The organism is Pseudomonas sp. P1_C12, assembly GCF_056406435.1.
The window spans coordinates 52,971-71,826 of the sequence record NZ_JBFUAE010000024.1; the positions used below are offsets into that span (position 1 = coordinate 52,971).

The 18,856-nt window shown below is 58.1% G+C and carries 13 protein-coding genes; 8 read left to right on the top strand and 5 right to left on the bottom strand.

Annotation, left to right across the window (positions count from 1 at the left end):
• Window positions 1–34 precede the first annotated feature (34 nt).
• The gene (locus tag AC1D19_RS27830) at window positions 35–1,366 is read right to left on the bottom strand and encodes an MFS transporter (RefSeq protein WP_477765261.1); all 1,332 of its coding nucleotides are present in this window, start codon (window positions 1,364–1,366) and stop codon (window positions 35–37) included.
• A 255-nt stretch (window positions 1,367–1,621) separates the two neighbouring features.
• Here AC1D19_RS27830 and AC1D19_RS27835 point away from each other — a divergent pair, with 255 nt between their 5' ends.
• Window positions 1,622–2,659, top strand: a complete 1,038-nt coding sequence (locus tag AC1D19_RS27835) for an AraC family transcriptional regulator (RefSeq protein ID WP_477765262.1) — start codon at window positions 1,622–1,624, stop codon at window positions 2,657–2,659.
• A 351-nt stretch (window positions 2,660–3,010) separates the two neighbouring features.
• On the top strand, window positions 3,011–3,871 hold the full coding sequence (locus AC1D19_RS27840) for a TauD/TfdA dioxygenase family protein (RefSeq protein ID WP_477765263.1): 861 nt from the start codon (window positions 3,011–3,013) through the stop codon (window positions 3,869–3,871).
• A gap of 150 nt (window positions 3,872–4,021) precedes the next feature.
• Here the strand turns inward: AC1D19_RS27840 and AC1D19_RS27845 are convergent, their stop codons facing one another.
• Window positions 4,022–4,252, bottom strand: coding sequence for a hypothetical protein (locus AC1D19_RS27845; RefSeq protein ID WP_477765264.1), 231 nt, complete (start codon window positions 4,250–4,252; stop codon window positions 4,022–4,024).
• Between the two features lie 381 nt (window positions 4,253–4,633).
• Here AC1D19_RS27845 and AC1D19_RS27850 point away from each other — a divergent pair, with 381 nt between their 5' ends.
• Window positions 4,634–5,956, top strand: a complete 1,323-nt coding sequence (locus AC1D19_RS27850; RefSeq protein ID WP_477765265.1) for a DUF1329 domain-containing protein — start codon at window positions 4,634–4,636, stop codon at window positions 5,954–5,956.
• Between the two features lie 184 nt (window positions 5,957–6,140).
• Here the strand turns inward: AC1D19_RS27850 and AC1D19_RS27855 are convergent, their stop codons facing one another.
• The 3 genes from AC1D19_RS27855 to AC1D19_RS27865 form a co-directional block, all read right to left on the bottom strand.
• Entirely contained in the window at window positions 6,141–6,440 is a 300-nt protein-coding gene (locus AC1D19_RS27855; RefSeq protein WP_477754744.1) for a hypothetical protein, read from the bottom strand.
• 113 nt (window positions 6,441–6,553) lie between these two features.
• Window positions 6,554–7,063 carry a response regulator gene (locus AC1D19_RS27860; protein WP_477754745.1) on the bottom strand — a complete coding sequence of 170 codons (510 nt, stop codon included), beginning with the start codon at window positions 7,061–7,063 and terminating at the stop codon, window positions 6,554–6,556.
• A 204-nt stretch (window positions 7,064–7,267) separates the two neighbouring features.
• Complete coding sequence (locus AC1D19_RS27865; protein ID WP_477765266.1) at window positions 7,268–7,909, bottom strand: response regulator; 642 nt, start codon at window positions 7,907–7,909, stop codon at window positions 7,268–7,270.
• Window positions 7,910–8,206: 297 nt separating this feature from the next.
• Between AC1D19_RS27865 and AC1D19_RS27870 the strand changes: the two genes are divergently transcribed.
• The 5 genes from AC1D19_RS27870 to AC1D19_RS27890 form a co-directional block, all read left to right on the top strand.
• Window positions 8,207–13,069 (top strand): response regulator, encoded by a 4,863-nt coding sequence (locus AC1D19_RS27870; RefSeq protein ID WP_477765267.1) that lies wholly within the window; start codon window positions 8,207–8,209, stop codon window positions 13,067–13,069.
• A gap of 49 nt (window positions 13,070–13,118) precedes the next feature.
• Window positions 13,119–14,252, top strand: a complete 1,134-nt coding sequence (locus AC1D19_RS27875; RefSeq protein WP_477765268.1) for an ATP-binding response regulator — start codon at window positions 13,119–13,121, stop codon at window positions 14,250–14,252.
• Between the two features lie 377 nt (window positions 14,253–14,629).
• Complete coding sequence (locus AC1D19_RS27880) at window positions 14,630–17,575, top strand: multicopper oxidase domain-containing protein (RefSeq protein ID WP_477765269.1); 2,946 nt, start codon at window positions 14,630–14,632, stop codon at window positions 17,573–17,575.
• 23 nt (window positions 17,576–17,598) lie between these two features.
• A complete protein-coding gene (locus AC1D19_RS27885) occupies window positions 17,599–17,958 on the top strand; it encodes a hypothetical protein (RefSeq protein ID WP_477765270.1) in 360 nt (119 codons plus the stop codon).
• Between the two features lie 430 nt (window positions 17,959–18,388).
• On the top strand, window positions 18,389–18,856 hold a 468-nt coding region (locus tag AC1D19_RS27890), incomplete at its 3' end, for a hypothetical protein (protein WP_477765271.1).

Here is an 18,856-nt window from a genome sequence, read left to right on the forward strand (position 1 = left end):
GAGTCGATGCTGCAGGAGCGACGTAAACGACGACTCACAACTTCACCTCTAACGCGGCGCCACCAATGGGGCTGGTGACGTTCTCACCCTGTAGCCGGGCAATATCTTTTTGGTAATGACACTTGGCATAAAAGAACACCGCCGCCGCCGCGAGGCTGACCAGGGGTACCAATTGAAACGCCGCATGCAGGCCGATCAGGTCGGACACCCGACCGGTAAGGAACGGTCCCGGTGCCAGGCCCAGCATGTTGTTGGCCAGGGTCAGCGTGGCGAACGCCGTGCCGTGCACCGAGTAATGGGTCAGGTTGGCCACCATCGCTCCGCTAGGGCCGGTGGTACCCGTGGCAATCAGCATGCCCAGGCAGATCAGCAGCAGTTGCACAGGACCTGCCTGTAACGAGAACGCTGCCGACAGCAACAGGCAACTGCCCAGGCAAAACGCGATGGCCAGGCTGACCTTGCGCTCCGGCGAATGCCGACACAGCCGATCACTGAGCATGCCGCACAGAATCATCCCCACACCGCTGCACAACACGATGAGCGCCGCCATACCGCCGGCCTTGTCCGTCGGCATGTCGTAGTAGCGGTTGAGGTAGCTGGGAATCCACACCATGACCGTACCGCCGACAAACAGCTGCAAACCACTACCGACATAGGTAGCCACCACCGAGCGGCTGGACCACAGCGTGCGCAGCGGGCGCTTGACCGCGGCAGCCGTCTTGTTCGCAATCTGCTCGGCACGTTGTGGTGCAATCCGTGCTTCCTTGACGATGAGCGGATAGAACACGGCAAGCACCAGACCAAACAATGCCATGCCGGCGAACGACCAGCGCCAGCCCAGCTTGGCGGCAATCGCGCCGCCCAGGGCCATGCCCAGCACAGCGCCGAACAAGCCGCCGGCCATGAAAGCACTGGCGAGGGTGGCGCGCATGTGTTTAGGAAACACCGAAATCACCACCGCAATGCCCACGCTGCCGTAGGCGGCTTCGCCGACGCCGACCATGAACCGGGCGATAAACATCTGCTGGTAGTCCTGCGCCAGGGCGCAGCCCAGGGTGGCCACGCTCCACAGCAGCGCCATCGATGCCAGGCTCTTGACCCGGCCGAAGCGGTCAGCCATCAACGACAGCGGAAACGTCAGCAGGCCGACCATCAGGGCGACGATGCCACTGAGCAGACCGAGCTGGCCGTCGCTCAGCGACCATTCACTCTTGAGCAGCGGGAACACCGCGTTCAGTACCTGACGCGACATGTAATCGGAAATCAACAGGCCGAACGTCAGCGCGAAGACAATCCAGGCATATTTACGCGCAACGCCGACGCAAACTGCGTCGTCATCGTCGGCGGCGATTGGGTGAAAGGCCATGCAGCCTCCTCAATGTCTTTGTTTTATTGTTGTTATCAAGCGTGTAGCCGCTACGGCTTACGAAAGTGACTTCAATGCCCACACGCGTGAGCATCCCCATGACTGAGGGCCGTGCTGTTGAACCGCAGTAGGTTCGAGCGCGTATCCATTACCTTCCGCTCTCTATTTTCAGAAGCCTGAAGGTAGCTCTGACGACGCATCCTGCACTAAGCTTCGCGGGACACAATCTTGCGAAATTGGGACAGGAGGGAAAGCATGTATACCCTGACACGCAGTGCCAGCCTTACCAACTATGAACAGGTTGCCCGTTCAGTGGGGCTCGATCCTTTTCGTATGCTGCGGATGGCCAAGCTGCCGGCCAGTGCCCTCGACGATCCGAATATCATGATCAGTAGCGACTCGGTCGGGTGGCTGCTGGAAGAGTCAGCCCGATTGTCCGGTCAGGAGGCTTTCGGTCTGCTGCTCGCCGAAAAGAGACACCTTTCCAACTTTGGCATGCTGGCGCTGCTTATCCGCGAAGAGCCAACACTGCGCGCCGCCTTGCAATCTTGCTTTCGCTATACGCGACTGCATAACGCCGGTGTGCAATTGTGGCTTGAGGATGTGGGCGATCTGACCCTGCTGCATGTGGGTGTGAACATGCAGGGCCATCATGGCGTCTGGCGCCAGGCGATTGAACAAGCAACCGGAATTATCCTGCGCACGTTGTGCATTCTGAGCGGCTATACCTTCCGGCCTGTAAGGGTCAGTTTTACTCACGAGCCCCCCTCCAGCCTTGAAGTACACCACCGTGTGTTGGGAACCGCGATCGAGTTCTCTCAGGAATTCAATGCCATCGTTTGCCGCTGGCGCGATTTGGATATGGCCATACCTGAGGCGGACCCGGCGCTGCATCGCGAAGTGAAGCGATCGCTGGACATGCAGTTGGCTAACCTGCGCGACGAGCCGACGCAGCGGGTACGTCAGATCGTCAAGATGCTGCTGCCAAGCGGACTGTGTTCTGTCGATGCGGTTGCCCAGCATCTTGGCATGCATCGACGCACCCTTAACCGCCACCTGGCAACTGAGGGTGAGAGTGTCACAACGATCATCAATGCCGTACGCGCTGAACTCGCCGAGGAGTATCTGGCCAACAGCAAACGCCGATTGTATGAGGTCGCCGAACTGCTAGGCTTTTCCTCTGCCGGCGACTTTTCCCGCTGGTTCCGCAGCCAGTTTGGCAAGACACCTTCGGCTTGGGCCGCCTCCTACAGAGAGAGCAAGGCGACACCCGAGCCCCTATCGCCTGAATAAATAGAACGAGAGGTTCGGGTGGCCGACTCACTAGCCTGCTGGCCGGGCACCTTGCCTGAACCTGGCACATCTTCGACGTATCTGACGTTACCCATTGCACCGCAACTCACTTGCAGCGTCCCAACACGCCAACAAATTGTCCTGCAATGCACAGGTTATCGCTCTCGGTCCAATTAATATCGACTGCGGCCCCCGCTCTGCTTATAGGGCTAGAAAGACCTGCGGATACACGAATCCCCCCTGCGCACCCGAACAGTTTGGATCAACAATAACAAGCGCCGCCGTACATCAAGGCACGATGTCACCTGCCCCGCCCACGGTCCGGCCAAGAACCATCGAAATGGAGACGCCATGCGAGTCGAACAACTGACCTGTGCCATCGGCGCGGAACTGCACAATGTGAATCTTGGCGACGCAGTGCGCGATGACGGTTTGTTCAACGAAGTTTATGCAGCGCTATTGAAATACAAGGTGCTATTCCTGCGCGACCAGGATCTGGACAAGCTCTCACGCAAGGACCACGAAGCATTTGCCATGCGTCTCGGCCAGCTTGAAACCCATCCGATGCTGCCCAGCCACCCGGAAGCCCCCGGTCTCGTACAAATCTACAAGACTCCAGAGAATCCGGCGGATCGCTACGAGAATGCCTGGCACTGCGATGCCACCTGGCGTGAATCGCCTCCGATGGGCGCGGTCCTGCGTTGCATCGAATGCCCACCTACCGGTGGCGACACCATGTGGGCCAACATGGTGCTGGCTTATGACAGCCTGCCAACAGACGTGAAGCAGGAAATCGACAGCCTGATTGCCAACCACAGCTTCAATTCATCCTTCGCCGCCGCCATGCCGAAGGAAAAACGCCTGGCGATGAAGGCGCAATACCCGGATGCCGAGCATCCGGTCGTGCGTACCCATCCCGAAACTGGCGAGAAGGTGCTATTCGTCAATGCCTACGCTACGCATTTTGTGAACTACCACAGCCAGGGACGTGTCCGTGTTGGCCAGGACTACAACCAAAAAGGCGTCGACCTGCTGAAGTACCTGATCAGCCAGGCCTACAACCCCGAGTACCAGGTCCGTTGGCGCTGGAAGAAAAACAGCGTGGCGATATGGGATAACCGCTGCACCCAGCACTATGCAGTGATGGACTATCCGCCTTGCCATCGCAAGATGGAGCGCGCGGCCATTATCGGCGACAGACCCTACAGATAAGTAAACGGCCCAGAGCACAGGGACGCTTCTGAGCGGCGCCCTTGGGTCGCTTGCGGCGCTTCGATCTACTCAGTGACAAGGGCATTCAAACAGGTAGTGGGTCTGGATGCGGCTCAACCAGCCCCCCACTTTTCAACGACGTTGAACGTATCAGTCGTCGTTGTCATCGCGATCGCGGTAGCGACGGTGATCGCGGTCGTAGTCACGACGATGATATTGACGGTCATAACCTTGATCATCGTCATCCCCTTGGTCGTAGCCACGTCGATGATCATGATCGTGATAGCGACCGTACCTTTCTCCGTCATCCCAGTGCGGGCCGCAGCCTCCCAACAAGACGGCGCTGGAAATGGCCACGATCAAGATTGCTGCGCGATTCATATGAACGTCCTAAGCGTCAGAGGTATGGAATGGTTACAACTATGACCATTCAGTAACTCAATGATTCCTCAGGGAAATACAAACAAGTGACGGTCACTGCCGGCTACCGCGCCCTCGAACGCATCAGATTGGTTGCGCGCAAGGGAACTGGCTCGTGATGCAGGTGTGCAGTCTGCCTGAGGCAACCACAGCCACCCTGCCCGCGCAGACAGTCCGGGTCTGTCATGAATAGCCAAGGGACTGTCGTCAAATGAAAAGCGCTTCCGGATCGCGGGCCTTTTAATGGAGGTTCTGAAAAAGCCTCTGGCGATCGAGCCGACGGATGTGACCGCTGCGCCTGAGTCACGAGTTGCCTGGTACGCCAGGCAGGAGAATAACAATATGAAATTCGTGAAAAGTCTTCTGGCTGCCGTACCCCTCATGGCGCTGGCCATCGATGCCCAGGCCTATGTATCGAGCCAGGAAGCCGCCCGGCTGGGCACCAGCCTGACGTGGGTGGGTGCCGAAAAGGCCGGTAATGCCGATGGCTCCATTCCACCCTACAACGGTGGCCTGACCACTGCCCCCGCAAGCTTCAAGACTGGCGACAGCATGCGCCCGGACCCCTTTGCGCACGAAAAACCACTGCTGGTGATCAACGGCAAGAACGTCGATTCGTACAAAGGCATGCTGACCGCCACCACCGTAGCGTTGGCCAGGCGTTACCCCGGCTTTCGCATCGATGTGTATCCGACCCACCGCACTGCATCGCTTCCACAGGCGGTACTGGACAATAGCCGCCGGAATGCCACTGCCGCCAGGTCCCTCAACGGCGGGATCGCCATCGACAATGTGATGCCCGGCGTGCCGTTCCCGATCCCGCAATCAGGCGCTGAAGCGATGTGGAACTTCCTGCTGCGCTACCAGGGTGTGAACATCCATTCCAAGTACGACTCCTGGAGCGTCGACACGGCGGGCGTACCGAGCCTGGCGGTCACCGGCGAGGCATTCGTCTCCTTCCCGATTTACGAGAACATGTCCAAGCCCTTCAACAGTTCCGACATTTACTATCAGTTGAAACTGTCCTATACCGGACCCGCGCGCCGGGCCGGCGAGTCGATCATGCTCAAGAACGCCACCAACCCGACGCAGTTTCCTGGCCGGGCCTGGCAATACATGCCTGCCCAGCGCCGCGTCAAACAGATTTCGATCCTGGCCTACGACACACCCAACCCCGGTACCGCCCGAGCACTGGAGCTGTATGACTGGACGCTGGTCGGCAAGCAGGAAATGATCGTGCCCTACAACACCTACAAACTGACCTACGCTCGCGATGCCAAATCGCTGACCACGCCAAACTTCATTGCGCCGGACTTCGTACGCTGGGAAAAACACCGGGTCTACGTCGTGGAGGGCAACCTCAAGCCCGGTGCAAACCACATCTACCAGAAGCGCCGCTTTTACCTGGATGAGGACACCTGGGCCGCTGTGGCCTCGGATCAGTACGACACCAGTGGCCAGCTATACCGTGGCTCCTTCGCTTTCTTCAGCCAGAGCTATGACCAACAGGTCCCGGACGCCACCCCTTTCATGACGTACGACCTGTCGAAAGGCACCTATAACATCAATGGCGTGGTTGGCCCTCATGGCGGCATCCGCTACATCGAGCCGCTATCGACGGCGCAGTGGGTGCCAGAGTCCATGGCGGGCACCGGCATTCGCTAGGTCCGCGGTGATCCAACGCCCGGTCATGCATGACCGATAAATCACAAAGCCCCGGTTCGAAAAAAACCTGGGCTTGAGATTTCGGGTGGGCCTGAGCCCGTTTCAGCACCTGACCGGCGGGATTTCCCTGCCGGCCGACGATAGTGAAATATCAGTTACCCGCAGTCGTCATGGAGATAGGCATCTATCGCTTCCCCTTCATGCAGACGACTGAAAGATAAGCACCCCAGATAACACCAAATAGGGCAAGTATCAGCTCCGGATTGAAAATGCCCTGATTGACCGGCGCCACCAGGATTTCGCTATACAGGCACAAGGCGCCCGCGATCAACGCAAGAAAGTATCCGGTCCGGGTTCTGGTCCGGCGCAGCAACAGAACCTTCTTCAGACCCTCGTCTTTCCATTCTTGAAGGGGCATGCACTGGATCTCTTCCAGCAGCACCACACCCCACAGCAACGCACACAACCAATAGCCTATCATCATGATTTCCTCTAGTTAGAACATTGACTCAACATGAATGCAGCGTGCACTCCTTGCTCAACTTACGAATATCGATTCCGGAGTCTTTTCTGTATGTCTCGCGAAGAGCAGCACGGCTAGAAAGTCGTGTTCTTTGCTGATTGGTTCCATGGGGTACTGCTCCCATTTGGTGATAATTGCCAGCAGGAAAAATCTTCTGGTAACAGAGACTTGGCCAAACGCTCCAACATGCGGCGCAGGATGGCCAGTTCATGGTTCTTGTCGTAGAAGGCGTAGGCTCCCGCTTTTGTGAAGTACTTCCAATGTGTCGGATCAGCGCAATTGCTGACCACTATGACTTTTGTCAGCGGATACTCGGCTGCGACCACACGCAATACTTCCATGCCATGACCGTCGCCGAGGTTGACGTCCAGCAAGACGACATCGGGCGGTTCACGCCGGATGGCGGCGATGGCGGTCGATGCGCGGTGAAACGCCCCGGCAAGCGACAGGCCCGCGATCCGCGACGACACCGTGCGCCACAGCGCTGGCACGACGTTCGAATCCTCAACGACAAACAGGCGCAGAGGGCTTGAATCTCTGGTTGGTATCAGTGCAGTCAATGGTTCTGTGTTGGTGACCTGCATGATTTCACCTCTCTTTTTTGACATAGCTGTACAAGACGCTGACGAAGACAACTCCATTCAGCGGACGAAATCTTGCGCAGGGGTAACTATGCTCAAGTAGAACGGAATCGACTATCGACGTTAGCTGGACTTCTTTGTGGAGATATCGGCCAAGAGCTTGTAGTGATTCCACTACAAGCAGGCTGGATCGGGTGACGGGGCGTTCTAAGTCAACAGGCCGTTTTCGAGTGCATAGCGGGCGAGTTTCGCGTTGCTGTCCATCCCTGTTTTTTCCAGGATGCGTGCCCGGTACGTCGTGACCGTACTCGGGCTCAAGTGCAATATCTCAGCGATGCGGACAATTCTCTCGCCTGAAGCGAGGAGCTTTAGTACTTCAAGTTCCCGGTCGGATAGCGCTTCGTGGGGTGCCCCGTCGCCTCTACCGATAGCGTTGACCAGTTTTTCTGCCAGCTCAGGACTGACGTGCTTGCCGCCTGAGGCCACCTTGCGAACTGCCGTAACCAGGGTGGCTGCAGAAATATCTTTGGTGAGGTATCCCGCTGCGCCGTGCTTGATTGCGCGTAACGCATAGGCCTCGACCGAATGCATGCTCAACATCAGAACGGCGAGCTTGGGCTTCTCTGCACGCATGAGCTTGAGGAGTTGGAGGCCGGTTTTATCGGGCAGCTGAATATCTACCAGCGCCACGTCGAAATCCTGCTCCCGGACCAGGCGCATTGCGTCTTGTGCCGTCTCTGCTTCGCCCATTACGTCGATCTCGCCGGCAGTCTCCAGCATGCGTCGCACGCCGCTACGCACGATGCTGTGATCATCCACCAGCAAGACTCTGATTTTGTGGTCAACCATCTGTATTTTCCATTCACCAGTGGCCAGCAAGCCATGGAATCTGCTGCAGCGTTTGACGTTAGCAGGCACAGAGCACACTTGCACTTTTTGCCTCAGCCGCTAGTGCTCACTACTCCGGACTGCCGGTGCTGTCGCTTGGAACGGCCTGTTCCCGGCCAATTTCCCCAGGATCCGGGGCATTGCGCCAACCTTGCTAATATTTCGTAAGCCAACGCTCGGTTTCAGCATGGTCAATACTGCAATGCCGGCTCCTGCGTAACGCCTTGCGCGTGGCATCCATCTTGACTGGACATAGACATGGCCACAGTGACGACACCGATCGAAGTTTTCGACATGAAGACGTTGCTGGCAGCGCTGAAGGCGTTGCGCAATGGTGACTTCACCACGCGTATGCCGCAAGACTGGACCGGCATGCCGGGCAAGATCGCCGACACGCTCAACGAGATCATCGACATGGCGGCCGACACCGCCACCGAATTCGAACGCGTGGCGCGACTGATCGGCAAGCAGGGCAAGGTCGATGAGCGTATCCAATTGCCGATGATGAAAGGTTCATGGCAAAAGATCGTCAACTCGAGCAATGCGCTGACCAGCGACCTCATCAGCCCGATGAGCGAGATGATTCGCGTTATCGGTTCGGTTGCCGAGGGTAATCTGAGCCAGCAGGTACCACCGGTACTCGACGGCCTGAAACTGCGGGGTCAGTTCCTCAAATCCGCCAGGATCGTGAACACCATGGTGACGCGGCTGGGCTCCTTCGCTTCCGAGGTGACCCGCGTGGCGCGCGAAGTCGGCACTGAAGGGATTCTCGGTGGGCAGGCCAATGTCAAAGGGGTGTCCGGCACCTGGAAAGACCTGACCGACTCCGTCAACGACATGGCCGCCAATCTGACCACCCAGATGCGCAACATCGCTTACGTGACGACCGCGGTGGCCAAAGGCGATCTGGGCAAGACGATTACCGTCGAAGTCAGGGGTGAGATTCTCGAGCTGAAAAACACCATCAACACGATGGTCGGCCAGCTCTCGAGCTTCGCTGCGGAGGTGACCCGCGTGGCGCTGGAAGTCGGTACCGAAGGCAAGTTGGGCGGTCAGGCGCAAGTGCGCGGCGCATCAGGCACCTGGCGCGACCTGACCGAATCGGTCAACGGCATGGCGGCCAACCTGACCACCCAGGTACGCAACCTCGCACAGGTGACGACGGCGGTGGCGCGCGGCGACCTCGGCAAGAAAATTACCGTTGAAGCCAAGGGCGAGATTCTCGAACTGAAAAACACGATCAACACGATGGTCGACCAGCTCTCCAGCTTCGCCTCGGAGGTGACACGCGTCGCGCTGGAAGTCGGTACCGAAGGCAAACTGGGCGGACAGGCCGAAGTGACCGGCGTGTCCGGTACCTGGAAGGACTTGACCAATTCGGTCAACGGCATGGCGGCCAACCTGACCACCCAGGTGCGCAACATTGCCGACGTGACGACGGCGGTAGCCAACGGCGACCTGTCGCGCAAGATCACAGCCGAAGCGCAAGGTGAAATTCTCCAACTCAAGGAAACCATCAACACAATGGTGGACCAGCTCTCGACCTTTGCCGACGAAGTGACGCGCATGGCACGCGAAGTGGGGACTGACGGCAAGCTCGGTGGTCAGGCCAAGGTGACGGGCGTCGGTGGAACCTGGAAAGACTTGACCGACTCGGTCAACAGCATGGCGGCCAACCTGACCAATCAGGTGCGCAACATCGCCGACGTGACGACGGCGGTGGCCAAAGGCGACCTGGGGCGCAAGATTACCGTGGAAGCCAAGGGCGAAATCATGGAGCTGAAGAACACCATCAACACCATGGTGGACCAGCTCAACAGCTTTGCCGCCGAAGTGACACGGGTGGCGCGCGAAGTCGGCACCGAAGGAAAGCTCGGGGGACAGGCACAGGTGCAAGGCGTGTCCGGCACCTGGAAGGATTTGACCGAAAACGTGAACTTCATGGCGGCCAACCTGACCAGCCAGGTGCGAGGCATCGCCAAAGTGGTGACCGCGGTAGCCAACGGCGACATGAAGAAGAAACTGACACTGCAAGCCAAGGGCGAGATCGCCGAACTGGCCGACACCATCAACGGTATGACCGATACGCTGGCGCTGTTCTCCGATCAGGTGACCTCGGTGGCGCGTGAAGTGGGGGTCGAGGGCAAGCTGGGCGGCCAGGCCAACGTGCCGGGTGCTGCCGGCACCTGGCGCGATCTGACCGACAATGTGAACGGTCTGGCGGCCAACCTGACCAATCAGGTGCGCGCAATTGCCGACGTGGCGACTGCCGTGACCAAGGGCGATCTGACCCGTTACGTGGAGGTGGAAGCAAAGGGTGAAGTGGCGGAGTTGAAGGACAACGTCAACGAGATGATCCGCAACCTGCGGGAAACCACGCGGCAAAACGCGGAGCAGGATTGGCTCAAGAGCAATCTCGCGAAATTCAACCGCCTGCTGCAGGGCCAGCGCGATCTGGCGGCAGTCTCCAAGATGGTGCTGTCTGAACTGGCTCCGCTGATCAACGCCCAGCACGGTGTGTTCTACATGATGAACGAGAACCCGCCCGATCCTGCGAAACTCAAACTGCTGTCCGCTTATGCGTACAAGGGAAACATCAATGTGAACGATGAGTGGCGGCTCGGCGAGGGCCTGGTCGGGCAATGCGCCTACGAGAAGCGGCGCATCCTGCTGACCGATGTACCCGCCAATTACGTCGCGATTTCATCGGGACTGGGTGCGGCCGCCCCGCTGAATATCATCGTGTTGCCGATCCTGTTCGAGAACAAGGTCAAGGCCGTCGTCGAAATGGCTTCGTTCACGCGCTACAGCATCATTCATCAAACCTTCCTTGATCAGCTTGCTGAATCGATTGGTATCGTGCTCAACACGATCGAAGCCAATATGCGTACCGAAGAACTGCTCAAGCAGTCGCAATCGCTGGCGCAGGAGCTGCAAAGGCAACAAGAGGAATTGAGACAGACCAACGAGGAACTGGGGGACAAGGCTGGACTGCTGGCGGAGCAGAAAGCCGAAGTCGAGCGCAAGAACCGCGAAGTCGAAATCACCAAGCTGTCGCTGGAGGAGAAGGCGGAGCAGCTGATGCTGACCTCGAAGTACAAGTCCGAATTCCTCTCCAGTATGTCCCATGAGCTCAGAACGCCATTGAACAGCTTGCTGATCCTGGCCCGGCAACTCAGCGACAACGCGGAACACAATCTCACGCCCAGGCAGGTCGAATATGCCAAGACCATCCGTAGCGCGGGCAAAGATCTGCTGGAGCTGATCGACGAGATTCTCTATCTGTCCAAGATCGAGTCGGGTACGGTCACACTGGATTTGAATGAAGCGCTGTTCGCCGATCTGCACGACCAGATCGAACGCACCTTCCGGCCGGTCGCCGAAAACCGAGGCCTGGACTTCACGATTGAACTGGCGCCTACCCTGCCCCCCTTCATCTTGACCGATGAAAAGCGCCTGCTGCAGGTGGTCAAGAACCTGCTGTCCAACGCCTTCAAGTTCACTGAGCAAGGCAGTGTCAAGATCAGCATCGAATCCGCTGTGTCCGGGTGGAGCGTGGATCACAGCGAACTCAATAGCGCCGATGCGGTGGTCGCCTTCGTGGTCACCGACACCGGCATTGGCGTATCTGCCGGCAAGCAGAAGCTCATCTTCGAAGCATTCCAGCAAGCAGATACCGGAACCTCACGAAAATACGGCGGCACCGGCCTCGGCCTGTCGATCAGCCGCGAGCTCGCACACCGGCTGGGCGGTGAGCTGCGGCTGATCCCCGGTGAGATCGGCAAGGGCAGTACTTTCGCGCTGTACGTACCCTTGCGTACACAGGATGCCCAGCGTCAAACGCTGGACGAATCAGCGACAGAGACAGTACCTGGCCAAGTCAGGCGCGACCTCATGTCAGGCCCGTCTGCACAGATACCGGACGACCGCGAGTCTGTCCAACCCGGGGACCAGGTGCTGCTGATGCTCGAGGGCGACGCCCGATTCGCCAGCATTCTGCTCGAGGCCGCGCACCAGAAGGGGTTCAGGGCTATCGTCACGACCCGTGGCGCGGATGCACTGGAGCTTGTCGAGCGCTTCAAACCCGCCGCGATCACGCTAGACCCGGGCCTGACGGACATCGATGGTTGGTCGCTGCTCGAGCAGTTGAAGCGCAATTTCGTCACGCGTCACATCCCGGTCCAGATCATCTCGATCGCTGACGACCACACACGCGGGCTGCGCTATGGCGCTTTCGACTATCTGCTCAAGCCGGTTACAGCCGACGAGATTCAAAATGCGCTGGTCGGCATCGTGGCATTCGCTCGGCACAAGACCAGGAACCTGCTGCTCATCGACGGCGACGAAGAGAACCGCGCCCGCATCCTCGATCTACTCGGCAACACCGACGTGAAGATCGAAACGACCGCCAGTGGCGCTGAAGCCTTGAAGAAACTGGCAACGAAACGCTATGACTGCATGGCAATCAATCTCAAACTGCCCGACGCATCCGGCATCAGCTTTCTCGAGGCGTTGCAGGAAGACCACGCCATGCGTGAATTGCCGATCGTCGTCTATGGTGCAGAGACACTGACCAAGCCGGAACACGAGCGTTTCAGGACACTGCTCGGCAAGGGCGTCATCAAGGCAGTTCAGTCCCCCGAGCGCATACTCGACGAAACCGCGCTGTTTCTACACCGCGTCGTAGCCAGGCTGTCGCCGACCCAGCGCAGGATGCTGGAAAAACTCTATGAGGGTTCGGACAGTCTCGAGGGTAAAAAGGCCCTGGTGGTCGACGATGACGTGCGCAATATTTTTGCCCTGACCAGCGTGCTCGAGTGCAACAAAATGCTGGTGGCTACGGCCGAAAACGGCCGAACCGCCATAGAACTGCTGCAGCAGCAGCCCGATACCGACATCGTGCTGATGGACATCATGATGCCCGGGATGGATGGCTTTGAAACCATGCGCCAGATCCGTACATTCAAGAGATTTGAAACCCTGCCCATGATTGCGCTGACCGCCAAGGCGATGATGGGTGACCGTGAAAAGTGCCTCGAGGCAGGAGCATCGGACTATGTCAGCAAGCCAGTGGATACCGACCAGCTGCTGTCACTGATGCGCAAATGGCTCTATCGATGACGCTGTACCGCGCTCATTGCGCGCCAGCGCAAACCGAAGTGACATAAATATGCAGCAGGAACCCCCGGTATTCAATGAGAGAGCCCAGGTGCGGCACCCGCTCCCGCCTGATGGCGTGCCCGCATCCGTGTTACTGGTGGATGACAATCGCGCCAAGCTTACGGCGCTCGCCGCAGTGATTGCCGACATGGGCCTCGATATTGCCACGGCGACTTCCGGGCGCGAGGCGCTGCGCCTGCTATTGCAGCGCGACTTCGCCGTCATTCTGCTTGACGTGAAAATGCCAGTGATGGACGGCTTTGAAACCGCTGCACTCATTCACGGCCGCCCGAAGTCGGCCCACACGCCCATCATCTTCGTCACAGCTGAGGCCGATACGGACTCCGAGCGTTTCCGCGGTTATACGTCCGGCGCAGTGGATTACATCTTCTCGCCGATTGTGGCCGAAGTTCTTCGCGCCAAGATCCGGGTGTTTGTCGACCTCTTCTACCTGCAACGCAAACTGACGATGCAGGCCGAAGAATTGCTGCAATCGAAGCTGCAGCTGCGTGAACTGGCCTCCTATCAGGAGCACATCAAGGAAGAAGAGCGAAAGCGGATCGCACGCGACATCCATGACGAGCTGGGACAGAGTCTGCTGGCGTTGCGAATCGACGTCTCCATGTTGCAGGCGCGCACCAGTACCCTGCACCCCAAGCTCAACGAAAAGGCCAGCGATGCTCTGAATCACCTCGATACAGCCATCCGCAGTGTCCGCAGCATCATCAATGATCTTCGGCCGCCCGTACTCGATCTGGGATTGCAGGCAGCGATCGAGTGGCAACTTGAAGAGTTCCGGCAGCGCAGCGCGATCGATTGCACGATGTCGGCGAAAGACGAAAATTTGCGTTGCGATCTGAATGAAAAATCCGCCACGACGCTGTTCCGCATCGTGCAGGAATCGCTGTCGAATATTGCCCGGCACGCGCAAGCGACACAGGTGCATATCGAACTCTACAAGGACGGTCGCCGGCTTTACCTGCAGATCAAGGACAATGGCGTCGGCATGACGGACCGCAAAAAATTGAACTCGTTCGGATTGGTGGGAATGAAGGAACGCATCAGCATGCTCGGCGGAGAATTCACGATCGACAGCGCACCGGACAAAGGAACGAGATTAACGATATCGCTGCCACTCGACTGACCCGGATGGCATTGAAATGCTATGGCCCGGGCCCATCGGGCGGGCCAACCAGATTGCTGGCACCTCTGCCGGACCGATAGCCGGATCAGAAAGTGGCCATTTCTCTTGACCCAAACACTGCGCACAATCGCACCCGTTACTGGGGGATATTCCCCGTCAGCGGGGCTTTCATCCGGGCTGCTCATACGCTGGCTTAAAGCCAGCGGACAAGGGGGGCGTGGCGTAGAGCTATTAGTCACTTCCTGTCATTTTTGGCGGGAAAGTTGCATCGTTCCCATCCCGGCTCGAAATCAAACTTTTCGCCCGCCGAGCCAGGAGCAGTGGCTCGTTGCCCATGTACTGCCACGCGCTCCGAGGAACCGTCAGAGGTGTTTGCGATGAAACTGGAAGCCGGAAGGTTGAAACCTGGTGCATTGGCCAAAACCAGGCTGGCGCTGAGCATCTCTGCTGCCGTGATCATGTTGGGGCTGGGCTTGTCCCAGGCCCGGGCAGTCCCCCTCGACAACACCGATCCACCGCCTCCTACCGACCCATCGGCGTTCACCAATCCGCCCGCCGACCCCGATGCCGCATTGCGGGACTTGCTCAAGCTGCCTCCCGCAAACGTCGGCGCCTTCGACTTACCCAATGGAGTCGTCGGTAACCGCCAGACCCCCTTGATCGACAATGTGCTGCCACCCGATCTGCAAACCAGCTTCAATATCCCCACTAACGGTAATCCCAGCCCGGTGTTCGGGGCTCAACCGTTCACCCAGAAGCTTGAACTTTTCGAGGAATTCGGCTCGAACAAACTGGATGCGACCGACCCGCCATCCCCCGTTCCGTTTCCGGTTCCGACGCTGGGCCCCGCACCGGCGCAAGATCCATTGAAGGTGGCGCGTAGCGGCCCGTCGCCGGATGCGCTGGAGGCCTTTCTCAGGCAGCCGGCATTGACGCCCTTCCCGACAGAGTTCTCCAATGTCCTGGACCGCAACCCCTGGAAGGCGCAGATCGAGCTTTTCCTCAATCGCCGGGTCGATTCGCCCGCAGAAGGCCGGCCACCGGGAAAAGGCTGGTCGCACCAGCGTTTCAATGAGTTTTTCCCGCGCGACGCCTTCAAGACGGTGCAAGCCGGCGCGCACGTCAACAGCGGCTTGCGTGATCGTATGCAACGGCATAACTACGCCGTGGGGGAATTTGCGCCCGGCGGGCTCTATCACAACACCAGCGGCGACCCGGCCAACGAGGGCACCACCAAGGGCATTCAAGTGCAGTTTCACCCCAACTTCCCTGTCCAGGACCATAATGCGGTGTGGACATTCGACGGCACCTTTCCGCCCAAACTGCTTCTAGTACGCTATGGCCAAGCGATGCTGATGCGGCATTACGATGCCTTGCCCATTGACCCATCGGCCAACCGGGGCTTTGGCCTGCACACCCTCACCACCCATGAACATAACGGCCACTCGCCCGCCGAAAGCGACGGCTTTACCAACGCGTTCTTCTTCCCGGGCCAGTACTACGACTATCGCTGGCCGATCCAGTTGGCCGGTTACGACACCATCAATACCAGCGCTGAGGATCCGCGTGCGGCATTCCCCTGCGACCCTGGTGAAATCCTGTTCGTCAACGACGCCAGCCCCGGCTTCAAGACCTGCAACAACGGCACCATCAAGATCCGTGGCGACTGGCGCGAAACCATGAGCACCCACTGGTTCCACGACCACATGCTCGATTTCACCGCGCAGAATGTCTACAAGGGCAATGCGACGATGATGAACTACTACAGCGCCGTGGACCGTGGCAACGAGGCGGTCGACGACGGGGTCAACCTGCGCTTGGCCAGCGGTTCGGGGCTGGGGTGGGGTAACCGCGACTATGACGTCAACCTGACGATCGCCGACAAGGCCTGGGACCAGACCGGCCAGTTGTGGTTCAACCCCTTCAACACCGACGGTTTTCTCGGTGACCAGGTACTGACCAACTGGGAGTACAAGCCCTTCCTGGACGTACGTGCCCGCCGCTACCGTTTCCGCATTCTCAACGGATCGGTTTCTCGCTACTTCAAGCTGGCGGTGGTGCGTCAGGTCAATGGTAATGGTGGCGAGTTTCCTGGCCCGAAAAGCTCCGCTGTTTCCTATAACCGAGTGCCGTTCCACTTGATTGCCAACGACGGCAATATCATGGAGCACGCGGTGCCGTTCGATGGCAGCCTGGACCTCGATGGCGACGGCGACACTCAGAACCACAATGGCATTCTGCCGATACAGGGCATTGGCGAGCGCTATGACATCGTCGTCGACTTCGCGAAGAACGGCATCAACCCCGGCGACAAGCTTTTCTTCGTCAACATCGAGGAGCATGAAAACGGCAAGCGTCCAAAACGTGACATTCCATTGGCGGATGTACTCTCCGGGAAGTACCTGCCCGTTGTCAGGCAAACCAGCAACGGGCCACAGTGGGTCAACGGTGACCCGGGCGTGGGCCTGTTCCTGCAACTCAACGTCCAGCCTTACACCGGCCAGGATGTCAGTATGAATCCGGTCGACTTCGAGCCCGCCAAGCCTGGCAAGCCCGAGGGCAGGTTCATGATCCCCTTGCCCTTGCACCGTGATGACCCTGCCGATATCGCCCGGCTTGCCCAGGCGCGGCACCGCACCTTTATCTTTGGCCGCTCCAACGGCACGGATTTCAAGCCCTGGACGATCAAGACCGATGGCGGCGAAGGCTTCAACATGGACCCGCGGCGGATTTCAGCCGCGCCACAACTGGCCACTGGCCCGACACCGGCCGGGTTCAAGGGTGAGGGCACGCTGGAAGTCTGGAAGATCCAGAACGGCGGCAATGGCTGGAGTCACCCGGTGCATGTGCACTTCGAGGAAGGGATCATTCTCACTCGAGGTGGCAAACCACCACCAGAATGGGAAAAAGGCGCGCGCAAGGATCTCTACGATATAGGCCGCCATCCCGAGAGCCTCGACACTGTCGAGATGGCCATACACATCCGTGAGTTTGCCGGCACCTACATGGAACACTGCCACAACACACAGCATGAGGACACGTCGATGCTGCTGCGCTGGGACTCCGAGCATCCGGGCCAGTTCCAATTGATGCCCACACCCTTGCCCAGCTGGGACGGCGTGAAATTCGTGAACTCGGTTGCGTTACCGACATTCCGTACGGGAGATGGCGTCGGGCCACAGGCCGGGGTCAACGATAACCCGGACAATAGCAGCGGCAGTAGCAGCAGCGGCAAAGGCAGCAGCGGCAGCAGCAGTGGCAGTGGCAAAGGCAGCAGCAGTGGCAAAGGCAGCAGTGGCGGTGTCAGCGGAGGCAAAGGCTAGCGTCGTCAATCTAACGGCTGGTCATGTCGTCAGCAAACGCAAAAAACCGCTTACATGACCGTTTCAATCCCAAAGCCGCCTGTCATCACAGTCGGCTTTGGGTAGATTGCTGCCGGTCACAATCTAAAATCATCAGCTTTCTCGGTGATGGACTCGAACAGCAAACGCACTTAGCCAAGTCGGCTTGGCGTACGATTCTCGCCGAATCCTGCGGCCGTCCCCAAAATCCCTCTGTGGCAATGCCGCAAATTTGCTTTTTTCGAGGGAAAAATGGCAGTGCTTTGACCTGGTTTGTTAGCCCGACCAAGGGCTTTTTTATGGCTGTTTCGCTCAAACTGCCCGATTTCCCCCATGGAATCTGGAAAAAAAGACGAAAAAAATAGCGGGGCTCTCGCCTACCTTCCGACTCGCCGAAAACCCAGTAATGGTGCAGGCTGCGCGATAAAAGATGGCAATGTGCAACCAGTCATGGGCACTGCCGTTGGTCAGCAAAACTGATCAAAAAATGAACGAATACGGTTTTTTCGTTCAGAATACGCAACAGGTGGCACGGGCTCTGGTCCTCACCTGACCCCAGAAGCGGAAGTTAAACCTCATATCAGCCAAGTGCGAATGAGGTTTTTTATTACCTGAAAATGGAAATAATCGAATGACTAAAAGTTCATTCGCCAAACTCGCTTTTATCTTGACAGCGTAATGCCGCAAGATAATTCAATTGAAACGGCTGGATCATAACTTCAGTGAGCAACGGCAAACTCTAATCAAGCCGTCCTGAAAGTCAGGTTGATTCACTGTTTGAACAAAGAGGTAGTCATGGAACTTAGTATTCTTTCTTCTCCAGTCGGGGAATATTTGCGCTTGGGCGTTGTATATTTTCATCTTATCGCCTGCTGCGTGGCAATCGGGCTGGTTTTGACCAGTGACATTGCAATGGTCAAGCAACTCCTGAAGGGCGATGCATCAGGTCACCATGATGACGCGCACATGGACAGTCTTCAAAAAACCGTATCGCTTGCACTTGTCGCGCTCTGGATTACGGGCATTGCCATTGTCGGGATCGATTATGCCGGCAAGGGGATGGAGTATTTCCTCAATCCAAAATTGCAAGCCAAAATCGGCATCGTTGTGCTGTTGACCGTTAACGGCTTCGTGTTGCATCGCGCTGTATTGCCGGCGCTGAAAAAAGCCGGTTCGTTACTGAAACTCTCCTTCAGCCTGCGCATGCTGGCGCTGTTCTCGGGGGCGTTCTCTGGCGTGTCGTGGTTCTATGCCGCCATGCTG